The 22,658-nt window shown below is 67.7% G+C and carries 6 protein-coding genes; 1 reads left to right on the top strand and 5 read right to left on the bottom strand.

The annotated features are described in order from the left end of the window. Positions 1 to 240: 240 nt before the first annotated feature. The 3 genes from RZN05_RS01435 to RZN05_RS01425 all read right to left on the bottom strand — a co-directional run bounded on the left by RZN05_RS01435 (position 241) and on the right by RZN05_RS01425 (position 19,674). Positions 241 to 18,045: a hypothetical protein gene (locus RZN05_RS01435; protein ID WP_317224846.1), complete on the bottom strand. Its 17,805-nt coding sequence runs from the start codon at positions 18,043 to 18,045 to the stop codon at positions 241 to 243. A gap of 364 nt (positions 18,046 to 18,409) precedes the next feature. Beyond that, entirely contained in the window at positions 18,410 to 19,381 is a 972-nt protein-coding gene (locus tag RZN05_RS01430) for a quinone oxidoreductase family protein (protein ID WP_317224845.1), read from the bottom strand. 2 nt (positions 19,382 to 19,383) lie between these two features. Next, positions 19,384 to 19,674: a helix-turn-helix domain-containing protein gene (locus RZN05_RS01425; RefSeq protein WP_317224844.1), complete on the bottom strand. Its 291-nt coding sequence runs from the start codon at positions 19,672 to 19,674 to the stop codon at positions 19,384 to 19,386. Positions 19,675 to 19,732: 58 nt separating this feature from the next. Between RZN05_RS01425 and RZN05_RS01420 the strand changes: the two genes are divergently transcribed. Then, positions 19,733 to 20,098, top strand: coding sequence for a VOC family protein (locus tag RZN05_RS01420; RefSeq protein ID WP_317224843.1), 366 nt, complete (start codon positions 19,733 to 19,735; stop codon positions 20,096 to 20,098). Between the two features lie 178 nt (positions 20,099 to 20,276). On the opposite strand, the gene RZN05_RS01415 is transcribed toward RZN05_RS01420, so the two are convergent. Beyond that, positions 20,277 to 22,046 (bottom strand): SLC13 family permease, encoded by a 1,770-nt coding sequence (locus RZN05_RS01415; RefSeq protein WP_317224842.1) that lies wholly within the window; start codon positions 22,044 to 22,046, stop codon positions 20,277 to 20,279. A 283-nt stretch (positions 22,047 to 22,329) separates the two neighbouring features. Further along, positions 22,330 to 22,542 (bottom strand): hypothetical protein, encoded by a 213-nt coding sequence (locus RZN05_RS01410; protein WP_317224841.1) that lies wholly within the window; start codon positions 22,540 to 22,542, stop codon positions 22,330 to 22,332. Between the last annotated feature and the right edge of the window lie 116 nt (positions 22,543 to 22,658).

Raw genomic sequence — 22,658 nt, 5'->3', positions numbered from 1 at the left:
GGCAAAAGAAGAACGGCCCTTCGACAAGCTCAGGGCGAACGGGAAAGCCTCACGGCCTCACGCCCTTTCCCCGGTCAGTATGCGCGTAAGCGAGGCCGGTCCCAGGTTACGCAGGGTATCGCTTGGGCCTCTGGGCTCGTGCCTTTCGCAGGACGATGCGCGTCGATCCCTGACATCAATCCGCCAGCGAGGGCAGGAGCGGTGGGGGTCGCTCCCGCCCTCGCATCGCCGACCCGCCCCTCAGGGCAGAGGATTGCTTGGCGCCACCGCATTGCCCGCGCTGGGCGCGGTAGCGGTGCCCGACAAGCTGACCGTGATATTGCCGGTGTTCGCGCCCGGCGTGTTTCCGTTGGCGTTCCACGTCGCGACAGCGTCGTCATCCAGCCCCGCGCCACCCTCAACGAAGCCCTCGAGGAAGATCCGCGGATCGTGGGTATTGTCGAGCTCGGACACGCGCAGGCGCAACACCACCGGCGAGGCGCCCAATGTGAGGTTGTTGTTGGCGATAAAGGCATAGATCTGGTTGGTTTCGATATTGCTTCCCGACGACGAGCCGCTCTGGAAATTGATGTCGGCGAGCGTGGCCGTGTCGGTCGAATCGATCACGTTGTTGAGCAGTCGCAGATCAAGCCGGGCGGTGCCTTCGCGCGCGATCACATCGACCGCGGCGCTGTTGTTGAAGGCGCCCATGTTGATCGCGTTGCCCGAGACCTCGGCGATCACGCGCGAATTCTCCTGCGCCACCAAGCGGACGCCGCTTCCCGAAGCATTGCTGGTGCCCGACTGGCTGAATGTTGCGATGTTGGAGTTGTTGTTGATCCGCCCCATCACGTTGGCGGTTCCGAACGAGGTGATGTTGACGGCAGCGCCGCCGCTCGCGCGGATCGTCGGGTTGCCGATGATGTTGAAATTGACCGTCGCGCTGTCGTTGCCGTTGATGTCTATGCCGGTGCCGATCCCGGTATCGACGTTGATCACGTTGTTGGTGATGTCGATGTTCACGATCGAATCATCCTCGCCGATCACCTGGATCGCCTGCGTGCGCAGCCGCAAGAAGTCGCTGTCGAGGATGTCGATGTTGGTCGTCGGCGCGCCCGCGGCGTTGCTGAAGCTGCGGAACTGGAATCCGCCCTCGCCATTGGTCGCGCTGCTCTGCGTGTCGCGAAAGATGACGTTGTTGAGCGTGAGGTTGAGGTTCACGTCGGTGTTGAGGATGTCGAGGCTGTTGGTCTCCGAAAAGCGGATCTCGGTGTTGGTCAGCGACGACGTGCCCGAGAGGTTGATGAACTCGATGCCGCTCTCGTTGATGCCGTCGCCGGCATTGTCGATCAGGCCGTTGTTGAACTGGAAGTTGCTGACGTTGATCCCGGTGATGCCATTGTCGGCGATCGTCCCGGTAATGTCGACATTGTTGAACACCGCGGTGGCGACACCGCTCAGGTAGATCGCCCCGTTGGCGGTGGTGAGGTCGGTGTCGGATCCCGCCGCCTGGCCGGTGGTGCTGGCATTGGTCAGATTGAGATTGGCGATGTTGACCAGCGCAGTGTTGAGCAGTTCGATGCCGCGCTGGGAGATGTTCTGGATCGTGCCGCCCGAACCATCGGTGCTGCCGGTGCCGGTGATCGTCAGCCCGCCTGCGCCGCCGGTGGTGTTGAGCAGGATGCCACGCGTGCCGCCGTTCGCCGAGATCGACTGGAAGTTGACTCCGCTGGCAACGATGTTGGTGTTGACCAGGTTGAGCGCGATGCCGGCGCCCGAAGTGATGCTGTTGCCGGTGCCGGTGATCGCCAGCGATCCTGCGCCCGCGGTGGTCGATGTTGCGGTAATGCCGCGCCCGCTGGTCGTGGTGACGGCGAGACCGCCGCCGGTGAAGGAGACGGCTGCACCGACGGGGCCGGTGTTATCGAACTGGATCGCGTTGTTGGCGCCGGTGGTGAGCGTCTTGGTCGCACCCGAGAAGGTGATCGTACCGCCGCTGTTGTTGTTGAGCAGGATGCCGTTGGCGACGCCGCCGGTCGCCGACAGGTTGCCCGAGAAGGTGGCCGTCCCGGCGGCACGGTTGCTCACCTCGACGATGTTGCCGGCATTGGTCTTGGTGATCGCCGCCGCGATGGTGACGTTGGTGCCGCCGCTCGTGAGATTGACGCCATCGCCCGCAGGCCCCGCCGTGGCGCCGATCGTGCCGCCGTTGATCGAGACCGCGCCGGTCGCCCCGGCGGCGCCGGTGACGTTGACGCCGTGCGCGGTAGTGCCGTCGATGTCGACGCTCGCGAAGGTGACTGAGCCGTTGCCCGAGCCGTTGACCTCGATCCCGTCGCCGCCGATCGTGCCCGCGGTGGTGCCGATCGTGGTCGCGCCGAAGCCGATATTGGCGTTCGAGCCGTTGCCGATGAAGATCCCGTCGCCGCCGGTGGTCGCGGCGATAGTGGTAGTGCCGCCACTGAACGCGCCGCCGCCGACGCTGTCGAAATTGTTGAAGTTGACGGCAATGCCGGTGACCGTGCCGGTGCTCTGCAGGCTGCCGAAGGTGATGCCCGCTGCGGCCGTGTTAACGCCGGTCAAGTCGAGGATCTGGCCGGTGGCGGTCTGGATGCTGTTGCCGCTGCCCGAGATCGTCAGCGTGCCGCCGCCGGTGGCGCTGAGGCCGGCGCCCGAGGTGGTGACGATGTCGAAGCCGTTGCCGCCCCCCGCCGACGCGAAGCTGACCGTCGCGCCGCCATTGTTGGCCAGCGTCAGCGCGGTGTTGGTGGTGGTGCTCAGGCTGACCGACTGGCCGGTGAAGCTAAGCGTGCCGCCGCTATTGTTGGCGATGTTGATACCCAGGCTGGTGTCGGTGACATTGCCCGAAAGCGTCGCAGTGCCGCCGGTACGGCCGGTCGCCTCGACCGAGCGCGCCGCGCCGCCGCTCGTCGTCACCGTGCCGCCATAGCCGAAGGTGAGCGTGTCGCCCGCGAGCGAGACGCCGCGGGTGGTCGCGGTGATCGCGCCGCCCGCGATGGTCACCGTGCCGCCGAGCGTGCCGTTGGTGCGATTGACCAGGATGCCGTTGGCACCGCCCGTGTTGCTCGCGCTGGCGAAGTCGAGATTGGCGGTGGTCGTGGTCGCGCCGGTATTGGCGATGCTAAGCAGCGTGCCGCTGGTCGTTGCGATCGAATTGCCGCTGCCCAGGACGTTGACCGTGCCGCCGCCGGCAATGAGCATGCCGGTGCCCGTGGTGCTGGTAATGTCGAGCCCGGTGCCACCGGCGTTGAAGGTGATCGTCGATCCGTCATTGCCCGACAGGCTGACCACCGTGCCGGTGCTGGCAATGTTCATCTGGCCGTTGAAGGCGATCGTCCCGGCATTGCTGTTGATCACCGAGACCACGGTGCTCGCGTTGGCAATGCTGCTGCTGATCGCGCCGTTGAAGGTGGCGGTGCCGGCGTCATGGCCGTCCACTTCGACCGCGACGCCGTTATTGTCGGTAATCGTGCCGTCATAGGTAACGTTGGCGCTGCTCAGCAGCACGAAGGCATTGCCGGCTCCATTATGGGTGAGGCTGGTGCCCGAACCGAAGGCGAAGGTGCCGGTGGCGCCGTTATAGATGTCGATCCCGGCATCGCCGCCGTTCAGCGTGGTGGTGCCGGTAAAGTTATAAGTGCCGTCGGCATTGTTGAACTGGAGCCCGGCGCCGCTGCTGGCGTTGATCAGCCCGGCATAGGCGAAGGTGCCGGTGGTGTGGTTGCCGGTGAAGTTGACTACCAAGCCGCCCGCGGCCTGGACGATCGAACTTGCTGCGTCGAAGTTGAAGCTCGCGGTGCCGCCGCTGACGGTCAGCGCCGAAGTGCCGGCGCCGGCGATATCGACATTGCTCGCGTTGATCGTGCCGGCGGGCGTGGTGAACGACAGGCCGGTGGCGGCGCCACTGATGTTGACGTTGGTCAGCGTCGTCGTGCCGGTGGCGTTGTTGAGCGTGATCGCGGTGCCGGTCGCGCCGATCGCAGTGACGTTGCTGATCGTGCTGCCGGCGGCGTTGAGGAAGATGTCGTTGGTGTTGCCGGTGAGCGAGACGCTATCGATCGTGCTGTTGGTCGAAGGCGTAATCTCTACGCCGTAGCCGCCGACCGCGTTGAAATTGCGGATCGTCATGAAGTTGACGAGCGTGCCGGTGGCGCCGCCATTGTCCACGATACCGCGCAGCGCGCCGCCTGGGGCGCCATCGAGGATGAATCCCGAGATGCGGTTGCCGCTGGCGCCGAGCGTGATCACGTCGCCGCCCGCCGCGGTGGTGAGCGTCGCCGCGCCGTTGCCGGTGGGATCGGCAATATTGATCGTACCGCTCGACAGCAGGATCGTCGAAGGCACGGTGAGGGTAAGCGCGAGCGGGCCCTGGCCGAAGCCGCGCACCTGGGTATTCGCGAGCAGCGCCAGCGTGTCGTTGCCGTTCGATCCCGCGACGCTGATCGCGGCGCCGTTATTGATCAGCAGGATCACGTCGGTGGCGGCGAGCGCAAGTTCGGCCGCGGCGAGCGTCATCGGGTTGGCGCCGTCGCCGCCCGATCCGTTGCCGCCGCCGGTCGCGCCGTTCGAATCGACGAACAGCGTGCGGCCGACCCCGAAGCCGAGGCCGGGGCTAGCGCCGAAGGTGACGTCGCGGAAGTCGTAGGTGCCCGCGGCGGGTGCCGCGGCGGCATCGATCGCGGTGGTCGCCGAGAGCGTCGAGGTGCCGTCGGTGCCGGATTCGCCGTCGCCATAGGTGAAGGCCGCGTTGGTGCCGGAGTCCAGCCAGACGCCGGTGGCAACGCCGGAGATCGTCGAGAAGGCTCCGGCCGCAGACGCATCGCCCAGCCGAACGACCTGTCCGCCCGTCGTGCCGCGCAGGTCGACGCCGATGGTAGTCCCCGCCGCGGCGGCGTTGGTAAGATCGAAGTCGCCGGCGGTGATCCCGGCGGCGAGCGTCGCGGCATTGAGATCGAGCCCGATCGCGGCGGTGTTGTTCAGCCCGATATCGAGATCGGTGATGTTCAGCGCGGCGCCGAGCGTGCCGTCAATGCTGATCGCGGCGCTGGTGATGCCCTGGAGGTTGACTGTGCCGAGGGTGATCGCGCCGCCCCCGCTCGAGGAGACATTGGTCAGCGCGATCCCGCTCGCGCGCGCGCTGGTCGTCACGCTGGCGAAATTGAGACCACCCGCTCCCACGGTGATCCCGTTGAGGCTCAGCGCCGCGGGGCCGTTGATCGTGTTGCCGCTGCCCGTGACGGCCAGGGTGCCGCCACCGCTGGCGTTCAACGCAGTCGCGGTGGTGCCCCCGACGCTCAGCCCGCCACCGGTGAAGGCGATCGTGCTGCCGGTGTTGTTGGTGAGGTTGATGGCTTGAAGGGCAGTCCCGGTGACGCTCTTGCTGGCGCCCGAGAAGGTGATCGCGGCGGCGGAATCGCGGACCTGGATCAAATTCTGGTTGCCGCTAAGCGTCAGGTTCCCGCTTACCGTCACCGATCCGCCGGTGACCGTATCGATCCCGACCCCCAGACCCGTTCCTGACGCGGCAATGTCGCCGCCGAACGACAGCGTCCCCGCCGCGCGATTGGCGATCGCGAGGGCGACATTGCCGCTGGTCTTGGTGATCGCGGCATCGATCGTCACGTTGCCGCTGCCGCCGTTGACGAAGACGCCGTTGCCCGAGGGATCGTTGGTGCCGCCGATCGCGCCCGCGCTGATCGTCACCGATCCGGTCGCGCCGTCGATCAGTACGCCGTTGCCGGCGGTATCGTCGATCGTCACGCTCGAGAAGGTCACCGCGCCGTTGCCCGCGCCGTTGATCTCCACGCCTTCGTCGCCGGTGGCGGCAATGGTGGTCGCACCGAAGCTGATCGTCGAGTTCGATCCGCCGCCGATGAAGATGCCGTCGCTGGTCGCGCCGCTGGTGCCGGCGATCGACACGGTGCCGCCGCTGAACCCGCCACCGTCGAGATTATTGAGGTTGATTGCAGTGGCGCCGGCGACGGTGCCGGTGCTTGCCAGTGACCCGAAGGCGATGCCGCCCGCCGCCGCAGTGACGTTGGCAAGGCTCAGCACCTGGCCGGTGGCGGTCTGGATCGAATTGCCGCTGCCTGCGAAGCTGATCGTGCCGCCGCCCGAGGCGATGAGGCCCGCACCGCTGGTGGTGACCACGTCGATGCCAGTGCCGCCGCCGGCGAAGGCGATCGTCGCGCCGGTGTTATTGGTCAGCGACAGGCCCGCGCCGGTCGTGTTGTTGATCGTCACCGCGCCGTTGAAGTTGGCCGCGAGCGGGCTGGCCTGGGCAGTATTGTCCTGGATCGCGATGCCCGCGGTGGTGGCGCCGGTAACGTTGACGGCGCCGTTGACGGTGAAGCTGCCCTCGACCTGATCGAGCAGCACGCCCCAGGCGCCGCCGCTCGCATCGATGCTGGCCAGCGTCATGTTCACGACCAGCGGATCGAGGTTGACCGCGGTGCCGTTGGTCGTGTCGACGCTGCCGTCGAGCGTGGTGAGCAGGAAGTTGTTCGCCTTCGAGTTCGCCACCAGCAGCCCGGTGCCGCCATTGTTGGCGATGTCGATATCGGTGAAGGTCAGCGCACCCGAGACGTTGGTGAGGCTGACGCCGTCGCCTTGGACGCGCGCGCCGCTGGTGCCGATGGTGAAGGCGCCGGCATTGACTGCCTGGATGCCCGCGGCGGCGAGGTTGCTGTCGAAGGTGACGGTGTTGAAGATCAGCCCCGCGGTCTCGCCGCCGCTGGTGTCGATCGCGAAGTTCGACATGCCGGTGACCGTCAGCGTGCCGCCGGTGCCGTTGAGGTTGAGCAGCGCGCCGGGATTGTTGCCGACATTGCGCAGCGCCAGGTTCTGGAGGTTGACGACGCGCGTCGCCGCGCCCGAGCGGATATCGATCCCCGCGCCGCCGCCCGAGATGGTGCTGTTGCGGATCGTCGCGGTGCCGGCGGTGCCGTTGGCATAGATGCCTGCACCGGTGCCGGTGTTCGAGACGACGACGCCGTCGATCGTGCTGGTGCCGCCAAGCTGCACGGTGCCGAGCGCATTGGCGGAGGTCAGCAGCGGCGCGCCCGAGCCGGCAAACGGGTTGTCGATCGTGCCGGTGGTGATGTTGAACAGCTTGACGTTCGCAGGCGCGCCGCTCGCGACGCTGAAGGTATCGACATTGCGGAAGGCGAGCAGCGTCTGGCCGTCGGCCAGGGTGAACGGGCCGGTGATGGTGTCGAAAGCGCCCGCGCCGGCCTGGCTGTCGAGCAGGACGATGAACGCGGCGCCCGAGGCCTGCGCGGCGGCGAGGCTGCCTGGATTGGTCGCGCTGCCCACGCCGGTGGCGCCGGCCTGGACGAAGAAGGCGTCGGCCTCGAGCTGGCTGGTGTCGCCGGTGAGCGTGACGTCGAGGAAGTCGTAATTGCCGGTGGCGCCGTTGAGCCCGGTGATTGCGATCGGCGTGACGGCGTTGATCGACGAGGCCGCGAGGTCGAGGTCGATGTTCGAGCCATCGCCATAGCGGAAGTTGCTGGTCCGCGAGGCGTTGCTGAGATCGACGCCGATATCGACGCCGGTGATTGCGCTGCTCTCGTTGACGGTGAACGCGCCGCCGCCATTGTTGCCCGAAAGATCGATGCCGACTGTGCCGACCGCCGAGGCGCCGGTGACGTCGAGTGTCTCGAAATAGACGCTGCCGCCGCCCATCGTGCGCGCATCGACGCCGCGGGCGCCGGCCTGGAGCGCGGTGATGTCGATATTGCCGAAATCGAGCAGGACGGTGCTGCCGGCGCCGATCACGATGCCCGCGGTGGTGGCGCCGTCGATCGTGCCGTCGCCGACGGTGAGCGTGCTGGTGAGCCCGCTGGTAGTGATCCCGACCGCACTCGAGGCGATGTCGATCGCGCCGATCGTGGTGGCGCCGCTGTTGGTGTTGAGCGCGATGCCGGCGGCCGCCGCGCCCGAGACGGTGACGTCGCCGAGGTTGACGATCACGCCGCTGTTGTGGAGCGCGACGCCGTTGCCAGTCGAACCAGCGACAGTGATGCTGCCGAAGCTCAGATCGCCGAACCCGACGATGCCGCCGAGATCGACGCCGCTGCCGGGAGCAGTCGACGTCACCGCGCCGAAGCTCAGATTGGCGCCGTCGATCAGCACGTCGTCGATCAGCAGCAGCGCGCCCGAGCCGCTGTGCGTCACGTCGATGCCCGAGCCGGCGAGTGTCAGCCCGCCCGCGCCGGCGCCGCTCAATTCGACCGCGGCGTTGATGCCGCTGGCCAAGAGGCTGAGATTGGTGAGCGTTGCGCTGGCCGAGGCGCCGCCCGCGAGCAGGCGAAGCGCGGTGCCGGTCCCAGAAAGCGTCGAGTTCGAGACCGTCGCCCCTACCGCGCCGCTGCCATAGACCGCGGCGAACCCGCCCGCGCTCTGCACGAACACGCCGTCGATGCTGCTACCCGTCGCCAGCGTCACGGTGTTCGCGGCGCCCGTGGTCGTCAGGACCGGCGCGCGGTCGGTCGCGGTGAGCGCCGACGCGGCATAGGGGTTGGTCACCGATCCGGTGGTCACGCCGGTAAGGATGATGTTGGACGGCGCGCCGCCGGGCAGCGCGATCGTGTTGCTGTCGCGGAAGCTGCGCAGCGCCTGGTTGACGTCGAGCACCAGCGTGTCGTTGCCGTTGGTGCCGAGCGCATCGAGCACGTCCTGGCCGCCATTGGGATCGTTGAGCAGGACGATGAAGTCCGCAGTGGCGGTCTCGGCGCCCGCCAGGCTGCCCGGATCGCCCAGCGTGCCCGCGCCGCTCGCGCCGGCGAGGACGTAATAGACCGTCGCCGAAGTCGCGAGCCCGCTGGTGTCGCCGACCAAATTGACGTCCGCGAAATTATAGGTGCCGGCGCCGCCGTTGAGCCCGGAGATGGCGATCGGCGTGACCGCGCTGATCGTCGAGGCGACGTCGATCGCGCTCTCGCCATCGCCATATTGGAAGAGCCCGGTGCGGTTGGCGTTGGTCAGGTCGACGCCGGTGCCGACGCCGGTGATGCTGCTGCTGTTGGTGACGACGATGTCACCGGTGCCGGTGTTGCCGAACAGATTGATTCCGCGGCTGTTGGTGGTCGACGTGCCGGTGATGTCGAGCGTGTTGAAGGTGACGTCACCCACCGCCCCAACGAGGTTAACCGCGGTCTGGCCCGCTCCGATTCCGCTGATGTCGACGTCGCCGAAGGTCAGGCTGCCGGCAGAATCGTTCGCAACGATGATGCTCGCGCCATTGGAGAGGGCGAACGAGCCGAAGGTGTAGGTGCCGTCGGCGTTGTTGAAGTTGAGGCCCAGGCTGGTGACGTTCAGCGTAGCCGCGCTGATGTCGAGCGTACTCTGGTCGGCATTAGCCGCAAAGGCATAGCCCGCGCTCGAGTTCAGCGTGCCGGCGAAGGTCACGTTCGCGGTCGAGTTGCTCAGACCCAAGCCCAGTACGGTGGCGTCGATGGTCGTGCCGGATCCGAAGCCGAACGTCCCGCTCGAACCATTGACGATATCGAAGCCCGCCGCGGTGCCCGAGAGCGTGGTGGTGCCGGTGAAATCATAGGTGCCGTCGGCGTTATCGAACTGCGCGCCGCTGCCATTGGTCGCGTTTATCGTACCGGTCTGGAAGGTGATCGTGCCGCCCGAATGGCCCGCAACCTGGATCGCGAACTGCCCCGCAGTGGCATAGGTCAGATTACCCGAATAGGCGATGCCGGCAGTCGAGTTCTGGACACTGATGCCGGTGCCGCTCGGGCTGGTGACCGACGTGCCCGTGCCAAAGGCAAAGGTGCCGCCCGATCCGTTGACGATGTCGATGCCGGCGTCGCCGCCATTGAGCGTAGTGGTGCCGGTGAAATTGTAGGTGCCGTCGGCATTGTCGAACTGAAGCCCGGTGCCGTTGGTCGCGTTGATCGTGCCCGTCTGGAAGGCGATCGTCCCGCCCGAATGATTGACGACGGCAATCGCGGCCTGGCCAGCGGTCGCGTAGGTCAGGTTGCCCGAATAGGTGATGCCCGCAGTCGAGTTCGCGATGTTGATCCCGGTGCCGCTCGGGCTGGTGACCGACGTGCCCGTGCCAAAGGCGAAGGTGCCGGCCGAGCCGCCCACGATATCGATGCCCGCGTCGCCGCCGTTGAGCGTGGTGGTGCCCGAGAAGGTGTAGGTGCCGTCGGCATTGTCGAACTGGAGCCCGGTGCCGCCGGTGGCGCTCAGCGTGCCGCTGAAGCTAGCTGTGCCGATATGGCCGCTGGTCACCGACACCAGCGCGCCGGCAGTCACCCCGGTGATGTTGCCGAGATAGTTGAGGCTGCCCGCGCCGCTGTTGCCCAGCTCGATGCCCGCCGCCGTGGTCCCGACGATCGACGAGCCCGCGCCGAAGCTGAAATTGCCGCTGGTCGTGCCGTCGAGGAAGATACCGCGATTGGCGCCGCTGGCGACGGTCAGCGTGCCGATATCGAGCGCCCGGCCGCCGGTGCCGACGCCGGTCACGTTGAGCGCGGTCACGCCCGAAGCGGGCCCTGCATAGGTGACGCTGGCGAGCTGAATGTCGGCCAGAAGATCGGCAAGGTACAGCGCAGAGCCCGTGGTGGTGACCGGGCCGGTGTCGATGCTACCGCCGGTGATCGTCAGCGCGAAGCCGCCGGCGCCGCCCAGGGCGAAAAGGCCGACCTCATCGGTGTTGTAGATGGTGGTCGTGAGATTGAGCGCGCCGGTCGCGTCCTCGAGAACCAGTCCGGCGCCGCCGACGCGGCTTCCGGCGCTGCCGACGGTCACCGTGCCGGTGACAGCCTGGATTCCCGCGGTGGCGAGATCGGCGTCGAAGATCGCCTCGAAGCTGTTGAGCCCGGCGCCGCTGTTGCCGCCGGCGATGGTGATGTCGGCAAGCTGGGTGACGGTCAGCTGGCCGGCACCGGTGCGGAGCAGCGCGAGCACGTCGCCGGTGTCGCTCGACAGCGTGAGGTTGCTGAGCGCGATGCTGGCGCTGGCGCCACCATCGACGATCTGGATCGCGCTGACGCCGCCGTGGATCACGCTGTTGCGGATCGTCGCTCCAACCACGCCGGCGCCGTACACACCGCGCCAGTCGAGATTGCCGATCTCGACGCCGTCGATCACTGCGCCCGAGGCGAGGTTGACGGTGGTAGCGCCGGCCTGGCTGGTGGTGAGCAGCGCCGCGCCCGACCCCGCATAGGGATTGGTCACCGTGCCGCCGGCGATGCCGAACAGGAGGAGATTGGCCGGTGCGCCGCCGCCCAGGCTGAGCGTGTCGCCGTTGAGGAAGCCGAGCAGGCTTTGATTGGCATTGAGATCGAAGCCGCCGCCGGCCGAGGCCCCGTCGATCACGTCCTGACCCGCACCAATCTGCGTATCGAGCAGGATGATGACCTGGGCGCCCGACGCCTCGGCCGCGGCGAGGCTGCCGGGATCGCTGCGCGTGCCCGCGCCGGTGGCACCGGCCTGGACCCAGAACATCGACTTGTTGGTCTGGAGCGTGCTGGTGTCGCCGGTCAGCACGACATCGGCGAAATCATAGGTGCCAACGGCACCATTCAGCCCGGCGATCACCAGCGGGGTGACCGCGCTGATCGACGAGGCTGCCCCGTCGGCGTCGAGGTTCGATCCGTCGCCATAGCGGAAATTGCCGGTGATCGCGGCATTGGTGAGGTCGACGCCCACGTCGAGCCCGGTGATATTGCTGCTCTCGCTGACGATGATGTTCGCCGCGGTGGTCGATCCGGTGAGATCGATTCCGGTGCCGCCGGTGCCGGTGATGTCGAGCGTCTGGAAGGTGACGTTGCCGGTCGCGCCGGTCAGGTCGACCGCGGTCTGGCCCGCGCCGATGCCCGCGAGTTCGACGTCGCCGAAGGTGAAGGCGCCGGCCGAGCCGTTGACGATCGCGATGGTCGCGCCGCCGGTCGTGGCGAACGACCCGAAGCGGTAGATGCCGTCGGCATTGTCGAAGCCGAGCGTCGTGCCGCCGCTGAGGTCGAGCGTCGCAAGGGTGAAGTCGAGCTCGCCGGTGTGATTGACGATGTCGAGCCCATTGCCGGCCCCCGAGGCGGTGAGCGCGCCGAGATAGGTGATCGCCGCGCTCGAATCGGAGACCTGGAGCGCGGGCCCGCCGGCGGCGACGACCGAGCTGCCGGCGCCAAAGGTGAAGGTGCCCGCCGACCCGTTGGCGACGACGATCCCTGCGGCGCCGGCGTCGATCGCGGTCGTGCCGGTGAAGCTGTAGACGCCGTCGGCATTGTCGAAGACGAGGCCAGTGCCGCTGGTCGCATCGATCGTGCCCCCGATATCGATCGTGCCGGTATGCCCGCCGGCCACGTACACCGCCGCATTGGCGCCGGCATAGGTGATGCCGCCGGCATAATTGAGCGCGCTTGCGCCGCTATTGTCGATCCAGATCGCGCCGGCGCCGGTGGTGGTGCCGATCGACGAGGCCGCGCCGAAGCTGAAGCTGCCGCTGGCGCCGCCGGTCATGCGAATCGCGGCGCCGGCACCGTCGGCGACGGTCAGCCGTGCGATGTCGAGCGCGAGCCCGCCGGCCCCGGCGCCCGTGACGTTCTGGCTCCACACCGCCACCCCGGTGCCGGCATAATCGAGCGCGCCAAGCGTCACTGCCGAACCGAGATTCTCCAGGTAGAGGCCGTAATCGCCGCCTGCATTGGCCACGTCGATCGTGCCGCCGGCGATGCCGAGCTGCAGCCCGCCCGCGCCGCCCAGCGCGTAGATGCCGGCGCCGCCGTCGGTCGCAATGTCGAGGGTGAGGTCGGTCGTGCCCTCGGCGCCGTCGAGATAGAGCCCGCGTCCGCCGATCCGCGCCGCCGTCGTGCCGATCTGCAGCGTGCCGGCGAGCGCCTGGATGCCCGCGGTCGTCAGGTCGGCATCGAAGAGCACGTCGCGGCCGGACAGACCGAGCGTCTCGCCATTGCCGCCCAGGATGCGGATATCGTCGAGCGCGGTGATCGCGAGCGTGCCCGCGCCGGTGCCGTCGAGCGACAGCACTGCATTGCCGCCCGATGTGAGCTGCAAGTTGGTCAGCGCCGCGCTGGCCGCGAGCCCGCCATCGGCGAGCCCGATCGCGCCCGATCCGCCGCCGATCACGCTGTTGCGGATCGTGACGTTGGCGGCGCCCGACGCGTAGATGCCGATGCCGACCGGGACGTCGATCAGGATGCCGTCGACGATGGTATTCGAGGCGAGCACCACGCCATCGCCGCCGCCCGAATTGGTGAGGATCGGCGCGCCCGAGCCGGTGAACGGATTGACGATCTGCCCCGGGGTGAGCCCGAAGACGATCAGATTGGCCGGGCCGCCGCCCGGCAGCGTCAGCGTGTCGCCGTTGAGGAAGCCGAGCAGCGACTGGCCGGCAGCGATGTCGAAGCTGCCACCTGCGTCGACGGCGTCGAGCACATCCTGGCCGCCCGCGGGATTGTTGAGCAGCACGATGATCTGCGCGCCCGAAGCCTCGGCGCCAGAGAGGCTGCCCGGATCGGCCATCGTGCCCGCGCCCGTCGCGCCCGCCGCGACGAAATAGGTCGTCGCCGAAGTCACCAGCCGGCTGGTATCGCCGATCAGGTTCACATCGGCGAAATTGTAGCTGCCGACGCCGCCGTTGAGCCCGGCGATCTCGATCGGCACCACGGCGTCGATCGTCGAGGCGGCGCCATCGGCGTCGGTGCTCGATCCGTCGCCGAAGCGGAAGCTGCCGGTAATCGCGGCGTTGGAGAGGTCGACCCCGACGCCGACACCGGTAATGCTGCTGCTCTCGGTAGTGATGAAATTGGTCGCGAAGGTCGCGCCAGTCAGGTCGATGCCGCGCGTGCCGGTGGTCGAGGCGCCGGTGATGTCGAGCGTGTTGAAGGTGATCGTGCCCGAAGCGGCGCGCGCCATCACGCCGGTGGTGCCGGCGGCAAGCCCGGTGATGTTGACGTCGCCGAAACCGATCGTGCCGGTGCTGCCCGCGCCGAGCACGATGCCCGAGGTACCGACGCCGGTAATGTCGGTCGTGCCGGTGAAGGTCACGCCGCCCTCGACGCGGCTGAGCGAGATGCCCGTCGCCGAAGTGCCGTTGATGCTCAGGTCGCCGATCGAAACGGCCGAGCTTGTGCCGACGCCGTCGATGATCACGCCGCTTCCGACGCCGCTGATCGCCGCGTCGCCGATCGTGACGTTGCCCAGGCTATCCTCGATCGCGAGGCCGGCGTTGGCGCCGTTGACCACCAGCGCACCGATCGAGACCGCGCCATTGCGGGTGAGCTGGACGCCGTCGCCGCTTACGCCACTGGCGCCCGCGCTGATCGTGCCGATGGTGATCGCACCGCTATTGTCCACCAGCCGAACCGCATCCTCGGCAGTGCCCGCGACGTTGATCGAGTCGATGCTGATCGCGCTGCTCGCGCCCTCGATCGAGATGCCCTCGCCCGTCGTGGTCCCGGCGACTGCGACGCTGCCGATCGCGACGCTGCCGCCGCTGACGTTCTGGATCGAAACCGCGCCGGTCGCCGACGTGCCGGTGGTAACCGAGCCGAAGCTGATCCCGGTCGATTCGACGTCGGCGATCGACAGCGCCGCGCTGGTGCCGGTGGCTGCGATATCGACATTGGATGCCGAGACGCTGAGCGTCCCCGCCCCGGCGCCGTTCAGCGCGAGCGTCACGCCCGAAGTCGAGGCGAGGTCGAGATTGGTCAGCTGGACCGAGCTTGCCGCGCCGCCGTCGCTGATCGCGATCGCGCCGGCCGCGCCCGAGATGTCCGAATTGAGAATGCGGACGTTGCCGACGCCGCTGCCCTCGACGCCGACATCGCCGGCGGCGTTGCGGATCACGAGCCCGTCGATGCTGCTGTTGGTCGCGAGGTTGACCGTCGCCGAGCCGGCAAGGGTCGTGGTCAGCACCGCGCCGCCCGAGCCGGCATAGGGATTGGTGATCCCGGAGGGCCCCACGCCGGTGAGGATCAGATTGGCGGGCATGCTCGCGCTGCCGACCGCGAAGAAGTCCTGGTTGAGGAAGCTGATCAGCGCCTGGCCCGCGGCAAGGTCGAACGACCCGCCTGCGGTGGTCGCGTCGAACACGTCCTGCGCGCCGACGCCGTCGTTGAGCAGGACGATATATTGCGCGCCCGAGGCTTCGGCGCCGGCAAGGCTGCCGGGGTCGTCGCGCGTGCCGCTTCCGGTCGCGCCGACCTGCGCATAATAGGCCGTGAAGCCCGTGCCGGTGATGTTGGTGATGTCGCCCTGGAGCATCACGTCGGCAAAGTTATAGCTGCCCTGCGTCGTGTTCATCCCCGCGATCACGATCGGGGTATTCGCGGTGATGCGGCTGTTCATCGTGCCGCCGTCGCCGTCGCCGAAGCGGAATTGGCCGGTCATCGCGGCATTGGTCAGGTCGACGCCGATATCGACATTCTGGATCACGCTGCCGGTCAGGACGATGACGTTGCCGCTGTTGGTCGATCCGGTGACGTCGATGCCGGTGCCCACGCCGGTGCCGCTGATGTCGAGCGTGTTGAACAGCACCGTGCCCTGGGTGGCGCGCACGTCGAGCCCGGTAAAGTCGCCGAGCCCGGTGATGTCGACATCGCCGAAGGTCACGCCGCCGGGGACATTGCCGATGACGATGCCGTTCGCGGTCGGATTGGCGATCGTCACCAGCCCGTTGAAGCGGACCGCGCCGGCGAGGTTGTTGAGGCTGACCGCGTCGCCGATCGTATCGGTGAGATTGATCGCGCCGAAATTGACCGACGCGCCGGCCAGCAGGTCCTGGAGCACGATGCCGCCGGTGCCCGTGCCGGTGATCGGCCCGGTGAAGCTGATCGTGCCGCTCGTATTGAAAAGCGCGACGATCGGCGCCGCGCCGGCGGTATCGGTGATCGCCGCGCCGAACACCAAATTGACGCTGCCGCCGCTGCCCGCGACGCCCGCGGTACCGACGCGCACCGCGCTGCCGCCGCTGCTGGTCACCGTGCCGCCATTGACGCGGACAAGCCCGGTCGAATTGAGGATGACGAGCGCCTCGGCGCCGCTGTTCGAGACGGTGAGCGTGCCGATGGTGAGTGCGTTGCCGCCGGTGCCGCCGCCCTGGACGGTATCGAGACGCACGCCGGGGCCGGTCGCGCCGACCGAGCGCATGCCGGCGAAGATCAGGTCGATCGTCAGCGGGTCGAGGTCGGCCGCGGTGCCGCCGACGGTATCGATCGTGCCGTCGAGCGTCGCCAGGGTGAAGTTGTTCGCCTTCGGATTCGCCACGCGGAGTCCGGTCGCGTTGCTGTTGGCGATGTCGAGATCGGCAAAGCTCAGGCTGCCGGTGACGTCGGTGAGGAACACGCCCTGGCCGTTGACCCGCGCCGCGGTGGTACCGACTTCCATCCGCCCGGCATTGACCGTCTGGATGCCCGTAGTGGTGGTGTTCGCGTCGAAGGTCGCCGAGCGGACGCTGACCCCGCCGGTCTCGCCGGTGCCGCCGCGCACGGTGATCCCCGACATGCTGGTGACGGTGACGGTTCCGGCGCCCGATCCGTCGATGTCGAGGACATTGCCGCCGGTCGCCGACAGCGTGAGGTTCGACAGCGAGACCGCGACGTTGGCGCCGCCATCGTTGATGTCGACTGCGCCCGCACCGCCCGAGATCGTCGAATTGGCGAGGCTGATGCTGCTGCCGCCGTTGATGAGGACGCCCGCGCCCGCCCCGCCGCGCACGGTGAGGCCGGTGAGCGCGACCGAGCCCAGGGTGTTGGTCAGCGAGAGCCCGGCGCCGCCGGTATTCTCGATTATGACGCGATCGAGCGCGAAGCCGCCGACGCCGTTGGCGGCGATGCCGACCCCCGCCCCGCGAACGGTGACGTCGCGGACCACCGAGCCCTGGCCGAGCGCGACCGCGGGGGTGCCCGCCGCTGTGCCCACGATCACCCCGTTGGTGCCGCCGACCCCGTAGGCGACGGTGCTACCGTTGATCAGGCGCACGTCGACTGCGCTGGCGCCGCCCACCAGATACTGGTTGGTCGCCAGCGTGACGCCGGTGGTGTTGATATTGCCGCCGCTGCCCAGCGCCACGACGACGCCGTTGGCACCGGCGCGGGTGACGGCGTCGCCGAGCGTCGTCGGCGCCGCGAGCGTGCCGGCCGACCCGGCGGCCCCCGTGCCGCTGGCATAATAGAATGCGCCGAACGGATTGCCGGTACGCGCATCGATAGCGAAACGCGAGCTCGTCAGATCGGTGTAGCGACTGCCCGAGCGCGCGACGTAATCGCGCCGCACGCGGTCGCCCATCTGGCGGTCGAGCCCGGTCGGAACGGCGCCGCGATCACTCGCGCGTCCGCCGAAGGGCACCGACAACCGCACCGTGGCGCGTGCGTCGGTGCCATAGCGTTCGGTATGCTCAAGGGTGCCGCCAAAGGTGAAGCGCGCGCCGCTGCCCTTGTCTTCGACGTCCATCTCAAGCCCGACGCGGTACCCGCGATAATTGTCGTCGGCCCGGGAATCGCTATAGTCGAACCCGGCAGCCGACCCGCGGATGCTGGCATTGCTGCCCACCGGCAAGCGCACGCCCGCTTCGACATTGAAGCCCTCCAGCGGGATCGCTTCGAGCCGGAAACCGCTATAGCGCTCGAAAAGTCGGTTGTTTTCGAGCACCAGCGCACCGGTTCCGGAAGGCGCCGCGGCGGGATCGATATAGCCAATCGTCTCAATCTTGCTGAGCGGAAGCCGATAGTTGATCCGCACGTCGAACACCGACGAGAAACCCTCGAGCCCCAGCGACACTGCCGTCTGATCGCGCTTGCCGATATCCGAGCGATAAAAGTCGGCGCCGGCATTGACGCCGATCGCGAAATCCTCGCCGGCACGGAAGCGGGCGCCGACGGTGGCCGAGCCGTTGCGATCGAAGCGCTGGTCGTAGCCGATGCGGCCGTCGACATAGACGAGCCCCGAATCATTCTGCGCGATCGGCGCGAACAGCGAGGTCGAGACCCCGATATTCTCGCCGACCTGGGCATCGACTTCGGCACGCGGCTTCCAGGTTGGAGCCTCGCTGGTCTGTCCCCAGGCGGGCATTGCCGCAACGAGAACCGCTCCGGTCAGGCACGTCGAAAAAAGGCGTGCCTTGCTGGACTTGCGCATTGAATCCATCCCCCGTTCACAGCCAGGTACGACTGCTTACGTTCCCATCAAAATTTGGACTTGGGCAGGTCCGTCTACGCGGACATTGCCGAAACTCAGTGCGACCCTGCAACAGGGATTAGCACGGAGAAGAATCCGCAACAAGCGAATGCAAATTTATTAACAAGCAATTTTAGGCAATTGGCCCACCCTACGCAGGATGCGTCCAAGGGCGATCGTCCCGCTCCGGATTGATTATTATTGACTTAGGCAACGATGAAAGCGGGATTTGGCCGCAAATCGCCAAGCGCAGGCAGGATCACGGTAGCAGAACCGTCGATCCGATCGTCTTGCCGGCTTCGAGCAGGCGATGCGCTTCGGCGACATCTTCAAGTGCGAATCTCTGGCCGATCTCCGCGCGGACCGCGCCCCTTTCGAGCATCGCGAACAGCCGCGCGGCCCCCGCTTCGCGCTCCTCGGGCGTGACATAATAGTCGAACAGCTTGGGCCGGGTGACGAACAGCGAGCCGTGATCGTTGAGCGCGGCAAGATCGACGCCTTGCACCGGGCCGCTGGCATTGCCGTAGCTGAGGATCAGCCCGCGGCGCTGTGCGGCGGCGAGCGAGACCTGCCAGGTCGCCTTGCCGACGCCGTCGAACACCGCAGCCACCCCGACGCCGCCGGTGATTGCGCGCGCCTGCGCCGCAACGTCCTCGCTGCGCGAGAGCAGGATGTGATCGGCACCGGCATTGCGCGCGACTTCGACCTTGGCCTCGCTGCCAACGGTGCCGATCACTTCGGCGCCGATCGCCTTGAGCCACTGGACCAGGATCTGCCCCACCCCGCCGGCTGCCGCGTGGACGAGCACGGTCCAGCCGGGTTGCACCTTCGCGGCGCGTTCGATCAGGAACTCGGCGGTCAGTCCCTTGAGCGTGATCGCGGCGGCGGTCTCGAAGTCGATACCACCTGGGAGCTTGAACAGGCCGGCGGCGGGCACGTTGCGCTCAGTCGCATAGGCGCCGATCGGCCCGAAGCTCGCGACGCGATCGCCCGCGGCGAAACCGGTGACGCCCTCGCCCAGCGCCTCGATCACGCCCGCCGCCTCGAGCCCGAGCCCGCCGGGGAGCGGCACCGGATAGAGCCCCGAGCGATGATAGGTGTCGATGAAGTTGAGCCCGACCGCCTTGTTGCGCACGCGCACTTCGCCGGGCCCCGGCGGCGGCAGATCCATATCGACCCAGCCGATCACCTCGGGCCCGCCCGTCCGCTCGATCCGCGCCATTCGTGCCATCACTACCTCCGTATCCAGGGTCGTAGCGGGCGGAACCACGCCGCCTCGTTGTCCGCGCGCCGCTCGACGGCGATCAGCCCGCGCCGCTCGAGATGCGCAATAGCGTCCTGGCACGTCCGGCGCGACAACCCCGTGCGCTCCGCGAGTGCCGAATAGCCGAGCGGTTCGCGTGCCACGTCGAGCGCCTCGATCAGCAGATAGACCAGGAACGCCGAGGGCTTGCGGTCATGCCCGACCAGATCGGGCATCAGCACATCGACGACGTAGCGATCGAGTTCGAGGGACGCAGCCATTACCATAGCAATAGCTGCCATGCTCGCCCCGGACAATCGCTCGCGCTAGCCTTGGCGCATGATCAAGTCGCTCAAGTTCGTCACCGTGCCCACTTCGGACCAGGATCGCGCACTCGCCTTCTGGACCGACAAGATGGGCTTCCGCATCGTCACCGACCAGCCGATGGGCCCGGGCAAGCGCTGGATCGAGCTGGGCATCCCTGGCGCCGAGACCGGCGTGGTGCTGTTCACCCCCGAGGGGCAGGAAGACCGGATCGGCAGCTTCTTCAACGGATCGTTCGCCTGCGACGATGTCGAGTACACCTACCAGCAGCTCAGCGCGCGCGGCGTCGAATTCGAAGGCCCGCCGGAGAAGCAGCCCTGGGGCAATTTCGCCAAGTTCCGCGATCCCGACGGCAACACCTTCGTGCTGTCGAGCCGGTGACTTCAATTCCTCCCCGAGCTTTGCTCGGGGAGGGGGACCATGCGCAGCATGGTGGAGGGGCCGCGCCGCAGGCGCGGTTCTCGCTCGCCGATAGCCACACCGCCGTCTTCGCGGCGGCCCCTCCACCACGCCCTGCGGGCGCGGTCCCTCCCGGAGCAAGCTCGAGGAGGAATTATAATCACACCGGCCAAACCCACAGGATCAGCGGCGTTCCCACCACCAGCACGATCAGCGACAGCGGCGCTCCCAGCCGGGCATAGTCGGAAAAGCGGTAGCCGCCCGGCCCCATCACCAGCGTGTTGCACTGGTGGCCGATCGGAGTGAGGAAATCGCACCCCGCCCCTACCGCCGTCGCCATCAGGAACGCCTCGGGCCGATAGCCGAGTTCGGTGGCGAAGGTCGCGGCGATCGGCGCCATCACCAGCACCGTCGCGGCATTGTTGAGGAACGGCGTCACCGCCATCGCGGCGGCGAGGATCAGCGCGACCGCGCCCCACGGCGGCAGCGATGCCGCGACCTGGCTCAGCCAGTCGCCGATCAGCACGGTGGTGCCGGTGCTGCGCAGCGTGTCGCTTACCGGGATCAGCGCCCCGAGCATCACCAGGATCGGCCATTCGATATGGTCATAGGCCTCGCGCACCGGCAGCGCGCCGCTGAGCACGGTCAGCGCCGCCGCGGCGAAGAAGGCCACCGCCACCGGCACCAGCCCGGTCGCGGTGGCGAGCATCGCGACGCCGAGGATCGCCAGCGGCAAAAGGCCCTTCCGGGCGCTGCCCAGCCGTAGCGTGCGCTCGGCGAGCGGCAGGCAGCCCAGTTCACCCAGTCGCTCGAACAGGAGCTCGAGCGGCCCCTGCAGCACCACGACGTCGCCCGCCGCGAGCTCGATATTGGCCAGCCGCCGCGCGAGCCGTTCGCCCTGGCGCGAGACCGCGATCAGATTGACGCCGAATCGCTCGTGGAGCCCCAGCCGCCCGGCAGTGCGGCCGATCAGCGGGCTCTCGGTGCCGATCACCGCCTCGAGCACGCCGACTTCGCGCCCCGAGCCTTCGGGCTGCTCGCGGTGCTGACCCTCGAGTTCGAGGCCATCGGCGGCGATCACCCGCTCGAGCGCATCGGGCGCGCCGGCCAGGATCAGCAGGTCGTCGGGTTTGAGGATCGTGTCGGGAAACGGCGTGCTGCGGATGCCGTCGCGCACGATCATCGTGACCGTGACGTCGTCATCGTGGCGCGCGCGGAACTCGGCGACGGTCTCGTCGATCGCGGGGGAGCCGCCGGGAATCTCGGCCTCGGTGACGTAGTCCTGGATGTCCATCGCCTCGCCCAGCGTCGCCGCGGCGCGGCGGTCTCGCGGGAGCAGCCGATAGCCGAAGCGCAGGAAGACCAGCCCGATCAGCGTGAGCCCGAGTCCTACCGGGGCATAGTCGAACATCCCGAAAGGCTGGCCGGTCATCTCCTCGCGCACGCGGCTGACGATGATGTTCGGCGAGGTGCCGATCAGCGTGATCAGCCCGCCGAGCAGCGAGGCGAACGCCATCGGCATCAGGAACACCGCGGGCCCCGCGTTCGAGCGCTTGGCCATCTGGAACGCGACCGGCATCATCATCGCCAGCGCGCCGATATTCTTGACCAGCGCCGAGGCGAAGCCGACGCTCGCGCAGAGCAGCAGCAATTGCGAGCGGATCCGCCGCACCCGCCGCTGGAGCACCAGCATCGCGCCTTCGATCACCCCCGATCGCTGCACCGCGCCCGAGAGCACGAGCGCCGAACCGACGATGATGACGATGTCGTCGGAGAAGCCGGTGAACGCGTCCTTGGGCTTGACGATCCCCACCGCCAGCGCCGCGAGCAGCGCCATGATCGCGACCAGATCGTAGCGGAACCGTCCCCAGACGAAGAGCAGCATCATGCCGGTGAGGACGGACACCGACAGAATCTGGGGAAGGGTCATGGATGGCCGCGTAGTGGAGGGACTGCCTCAACCCGCCAGATGCGTTTCGGCTCCGTCACGGCACGAGATGGACGTGGAACCAGGGAATTCCTGAGCTGTATCGACATTCGCGCTCCCCTCCCTGCAAGGGAGGGGTCGGGGGTGGGTGCGCGCGTCTGCGCGCCCAAAGACTCATAGAACAGCTCGGCAAAACAGCCCCGGCCGAGGCTTCGAGCCTCGCCCGAGGCTAAACCCACCCCTGCCCCTCCCTTTCAGGGAGGGGAGAAACGGAATGTCGATATGCTTAGTGGACCGTTCCCACGGCGCGCGGGATCGACATCAGCAGCACCAGCCGCTCGATCTGGCGCCAGCGGCAGAAATGGATGTGGTTGCCGAGGTCGCGGCTGCGATCGGCTCGCGCCGCCGCTTCGGAGCCGGCCTGCTCGCCGAATGCGCGGATCAGTTCGGCGGCGTCGGCAACTTCGCGACTGTCGGCAAGATAGGGCAGATGGTCCATGCAAACTCCAACGCGCGGTCCGCCAGGGACTCGCCGTGCTTGCTTTCTCACAGGAATCTAAAGCTTTCGCGGCCCATCAAGGTGAACCCGCGCTAACCATATCGCGCGGGATGGCG

Source organism: Sphingomonas sp. HF-S4, from assembly GCF_032911445.1.
GTDB lineage: Bacteria > Pseudomonadota > Alphaproteobacteria > Sphingomonadales > Sphingomonadaceae > Sphingomonas > Sphingomonas agrestis.
Note: the sequence above shows the minus strand (reverse complement) of the source record. Positions and strands in the feature narration are given on the sequence as shown.